Source organism: Bacillus sp. 05T31 (assembly GCF_056396725.1).
In genome coordinates this window covers 1-4,516 of the sequence record NZ_JBFTMA010000325.1, presented here as the reverse complement: position 1 = coordinate 4,516, position 4,516 = coordinate 1, and the positions used below count along the sequence as shown (strand labels likewise).

General features: G+C 34.8%; 5 protein-coding genes. 4 read left to right on the top strand and 1 reads right to left on the bottom strand.

Features of this window, described 5'->3' with window-relative positions; all coding sequences use genetic code 11:
* Positions 1 to 75 precede the first annotated feature (75 nt).
* The 4 genes from AC1DJR_RS18255 to AC1DJR_RS18240 all read left to right on the top strand — a co-directional run bounded on the left by AC1DJR_RS18255 (position 76) and on the right by AC1DJR_RS18240 (position 3,701).
* Positions 76 to 1,815, top strand: a complete 1,740-nt coding sequence (locus tag AC1DJR_RS18255) for an S-layer homology domain-containing protein (RefSeq protein ID WP_477003188.1) — start codon at positions 76 to 78, stop codon at positions 1,813 to 1,815.
* 123 nt (positions 1,816 to 1,938) lie between these two features.
* Positions 1,939 to 2,589, top strand: coding sequence for a hypothetical protein (locus AC1DJR_RS18250; RefSeq protein ID WP_410589237.1), 651 nt, complete (start codon positions 1,939 to 1,941; stop codon positions 2,587 to 2,589).
* A gap of 171 nt (positions 2,590 to 2,760) precedes the next feature.
* Positions 2,761 to 3,075 carry a PadR family transcriptional regulator gene (locus AC1DJR_RS18245; protein ID WP_477003187.1) on the top strand — a complete coding sequence of 105 codons (315 nt, stop codon included), beginning with the start codon at positions 2,761 to 2,763 and terminating at the stop codon, positions 3,073 to 3,075.
* A 17-nt stretch (positions 3,076 to 3,092) separates the two neighbouring features.
* On the top strand, positions 3,093 to 3,701 hold the full coding sequence (locus AC1DJR_RS18240) for a DUF2812 domain-containing protein (protein ID WP_477003186.1): 609 nt from the start codon (positions 3,093 to 3,095) through the stop codon (positions 3,699 to 3,701).
* 407 nt (positions 3,702 to 4,108) lie between these two features.
* Here the strand turns inward: AC1DJR_RS18240 and AC1DJR_RS18235 are convergent, their stop codons facing one another.
* Positions 4,109 to 4,216, bottom strand: coding sequence for a YjcZ family sporulation protein (locus tag AC1DJR_RS18235; protein ID WP_078178596.1), 108 nt, complete (start codon positions 4,214 to 4,216; stop codon positions 4,109 to 4,111).
* Positions 4,217 to 4,516 lie beyond the last annotated feature (300 nt).

Genomic DNA, 4,516 nt, shown 5'->3' with positions numbered 1-4,516 from the left:
ATGTTTCTTGTCATAGTCTTTTAGATTTTTCGACAAAAAATAACAAGAATAGAAGACGTATTGGGAGAATGCATTATGTACATAAAACTATTAAAATCAATTACATCATTATCACTTATTGGTAGCGCTTTATTATATACAAATGTTGGTGAGATGAAAGCTGCTGAAGCGGGTACTTTTTCCGATGTACCTACATCGCACTGGTCCTATCCTGCGATTAAAGACTTAGCGAGCAAAAATATTATTTCAGGCTATGGAAATGGAAAGTTTGGTTTTGGTGATGTTGCGACGAGGGAGCAAGTTGCCGCTTTAATTTATCGTGTGTTAGTACCGAATAAGCAAGGTGGTACGTTTAGTAATGATGCTGCTCGTTATGTATTACAAGATGGGTCTACTTTAAATAATCCGTATCGTGATATTCGCTCAGGTTCTACAATGTTTCCGGAAGAGGTTTTAACGTTAACGAAATTGGGGATTTTTAAAGGTGATGGAAATGGCGGTTTTAGACCGAAAGATTCTGTTAGTCGCGCAGAAATGGCGCAAATTATTAAAAATGCGTTCCAAGTTTCAGCTAAACAAAAACATACATTTAATGATGTTCCAAATGGATTTTGGGCAGAAAATGCGATTAGTGCGGTGCAGTCAAACGGGATTGCATCTGGTACAGGAGACGGGAAATTTGAACCAGCTAAAACGGTAACGCGTGAACAGTATGCACAGTTTTTATATAATGCATTGAAATATAAAAAGCCTGAGGTTGCGGTGCAAGATACAGGAGATGCGGCATTATTAGCAGCATTTAAAAATGAAGTACAAACGCGTATTAATACGTATGAAACGAATATTACACTTCCATATAAAACGAAAAACAGTAATACAAAAGAAGTGATGAATACACTTTTCATCGCATATAAAGAAGTCGCAAGTAAAAATGAGTATACAAATTATAATAGATCGAATGTTTCATACTCACTATCTGGATCGCCAGGGAATTATACGTTTACGCTAAATATTACATATCGTGAAACGAAAGAACAAACAGAGTATGTGATGAAACAAGCGAAAGCGATTGTTTCTTCTATTATTCAAGTCGGGATGGATGATCATGAAAAAGTGAAGGCGATTCATGATTATGTTGTAAAACATGTTTCTTACGATACGTCTTATAAAGCGTATACAGCATATGAGGCACTCGCGAATCGTTCTGCCGTTTGCCAAGGTTACACACTATTAACCTATCAATTATTAAAAGAAGCTGGAATTGAGAATCATTTTGTAGTAGGAACTGGAGACGGTCAGCCTCATGCTTGGAATTTAGTTAAAATCGATAGCAAGTGGTACCATCTTGATACAACATTCGATGATCCAATACCTGATGAACAAGGCCGAGTAACGTATTCATATTTCAATTTATCAGATGAGCAAATTGCAAGAAATCATGAGTGGAACCGCGGGGAATATCCACAGGCTACAACAAATTATTATGATACACTTACAAATAAAATTGCAGCAGGCGGTTCTAAAGCACCTGCATACGGGCAAATATTAAAAGATACAAAACTAAATTATTTAGCAAGTGAGTATGTTGCGAATAACTATAACGAATTGAAAAATAAAATGCAGCAACGTTATAGCACAAATTCAGCAAAGATTGAAATCCTTTATAAACAATCAATGGATGGCGCACTGCAAGATGTGAAAAAAGCAATTGGAGAAATCGGTTTTCCAAAAGGGGCGAACCGTGTTTCTTATAAAGCGGAGCCGTATAATGCAAAAGAAGGATATTCTTTGGTGACGATTACGTTTACGTATTGATAATGAAAAAAGCATCTGTTTCAGGTGCTTTTTTTATTATTTCGGTTCGACATAATGTGACAAAGGAACATAACAGCATCTGGTATGATAACTTTGGAAATTTTACATTTTGGAGGATTAGTAATGAACAAAAAGAAGATCTTTGCTGCGTTAATAGGGATCGCAGTTTTAATTGTAATTATTAATGTAGTTGTTACGAAAGGGAAGACGGCATCAACTAGTGAAAGAATGTACACTGAGAAAGAATATAATAAATTAGTAGATGAGCATTTTGAAGAAACGCAAAAGTTAAAAGGTGATAAGAGTGCATTAGAAACTGAAAATAAATCTCTTGATGCACAAGTTAAGAAGTTAAAAGATGAATTAGCGAAAAAAGAGCAACAAGTAGCGCAGCAGCCAGTTCAACAAGAACAGCCGAAACAACAACCGCAACAACCAACACCAGCACCAACTCCACAGCCGGAAACGAAAGAAGAGCCTAAAACAGAACAGCCTACGGGTGCATTCGCAAATCCTGTAAAAAGTATAAATAAAACAGAGGCAATGAATAAAGTGAAAGAAAAGGCGAAGCAAGACTTCCAAGATGACTATATGACGCAAAACTTTGTTGCTGAAGAGCAATCGAAAGCATTTGACTTCTTAAATGGGATTGAAATTAAATCACAAGAAGAATTGAATGTTATGAAGAAAGCGCTCGGAGATTTCTCTAACGACTTTATGACAGTGAAATTTGTTTATGAAGAGCAAATGAAAGCGAAGAATAAGCAGGGATAAATAACAGAATGAATAAAAACGCTATCTTTTAGAAAGATAGCGTTTTTTGATTTGTTATGGATAATAAAAGATTTCCTGCATTTGACATATACAGTCTAGCTGTATAAAATAAAACTATATAGTTGAACTGTATAGTTTGACTATATACTTATCGTTACATTGGAGGTCTTTATGAATAGGGATAAAAATTTACCATTAACGGAAACAACGTATTACGTTCTTCTAGCTTTATTAGAGCCAGCGCATGGGTATTTAATTATGCAAAAGGTGGAGGAACTTAGTAATCATCAAGTGAAAATCGCGGCGGGTACATTGTATGGTGCGGTTGAAAATTTATTAAAGCAACAATTAATAGAATCGGTAAAAAGTGAAGATAAACGAAGAAAAGTGTATGTAATTACTGARCGSGGGAAAGAAGTATTACATTTAGACTTTATGAGRATGCAGCACATTGTTGGAGTTACAAAAAGCTTATTAMATGTATAGTKAGGGGGGAASCGAAGATGTGGAGATTGAAATTCTTTTTRGACTTTGAGAAAGAGGAGAAATGGTTAGAAGAGATGGCTTGGAAAGGCTATCAACTAAAAAGTAATACATTCGGTTATAAATTTAGAATCGCAGAACCTGAGGATGCGACAATTAAAATAGATTATAGAATATTTTATAGACGAAGTGATTTTATTAATTACTGTACRTTATTTGAAGATAGYGGCTGGAAGCATATAGCCGGTAARTGGTGGKCWGGTACGCAATATTTTAAAAAGGTAAATGAGGAAAGCGAAGATGACATTTTTTCAGATCAAATGTCACGAGCAGGGAAGTATAAACGTTTATCTAAGACATGTTTAGAATTAGCGATCTGTTATTTGCCGATATTATTTTTATTTATGTATAGTAATACGATGAATTTAGGAGCGTTTGTAAATCCGAAAGAACTATACTTGACGCCAGGATTATGGGATAAGCAAGGCGTAGCATTTCTATGGTCATTTTTATTTGAAACGCCATTTGCATTAATGAGAGGACTTTTTTTGACATTTATCCCCGTTGCGACATGTATGTTTTTCGTTTGCTCGTATAAAGCAAATCGCTTGTATGAAGAGAGAAGATGATAGGAGAGATCCCCTTAAAGCTTATGCTTTGAGGGGATTATTTTGGATTCGTAAATGTATCTTCTTAAAATAGATTAATGAAAAGGATGCGGATTGGAAACAAATTATCATGATTTTATTTTTTATAAATCAAAAAAGCATGTAATTAAGTAGGAGTCCCGACACATTTCCTATAATGATTAATATGTTATGTCTTTCAAAAGAATCTACTTTATAGAGCATGTCTACAATTTATATTTTACTATTTGTATTTTCATGAATATGTATAATTACATAAAATTTAAGGGGAAAAGAGAGTATACTTTGGTATTGTGTAATAAAGATAGGGCCCGCCTACGGAAATAGGTGGGCTTTTTTAACGTATAAAGAAAAGACACTCATATAAGAGTGCCTTTTCCGATAGTTTTTTAGCAGAAGCAGCTAGCTCCAACTATGATTAATAAAATAAATAATACAACTAATAAAGCAAATCCTCCAGCGAAGCCGCCGCCGCCGCAACTACCACCAAATCCCATAATAGTTCCTCCTTTAGATAATAGGAGAAAACAAGGGGTCACTCATGTATTTTAACGGGTTCACTTTACTTTATGTTTTTAAGCATGAATTGAGCAAGTCCTTTTGAAAATAAAGAAAAGACACCCTAAGGTGCCTTCCTCCGACTTGAACCACTTTACTTTTAATAATATGTATTGGACATTAAGTAAACACGTCCTATAAAACAGAATCATTTATTTTCACCAGATTGTTAGTGTACAAATACAAGAGAATCGAGATCGTTTGTTTGGCTAGATTAAAGCAACGCCACATCTATATGG

Bases quoted from the DNA above. Each gene is read 5' to 3' on its own strand.
- AC1DJR_RS18250 (WP_410589237.1), top strand. From the start codon at position 1,939: ATGAACAAAAAGAAGATCTTTGCTGCGTTAATAGGGATCGCAGTTTTA.
- AC1DJR_RS18255 (WP_477003188.1), top strand. From the start codon at position 76: ATGTACATAAAACTATTAAAATCAATTACATCATTATCACTTATTGGT.
- AC1DJR_RS18235 (WP_078178596.1), bottom strand. From the start codon at position 4,216: ATGGGATTTGGTGGTAGTTGCGGCGGCGGCGGCTTCGCTGGAGGATTT.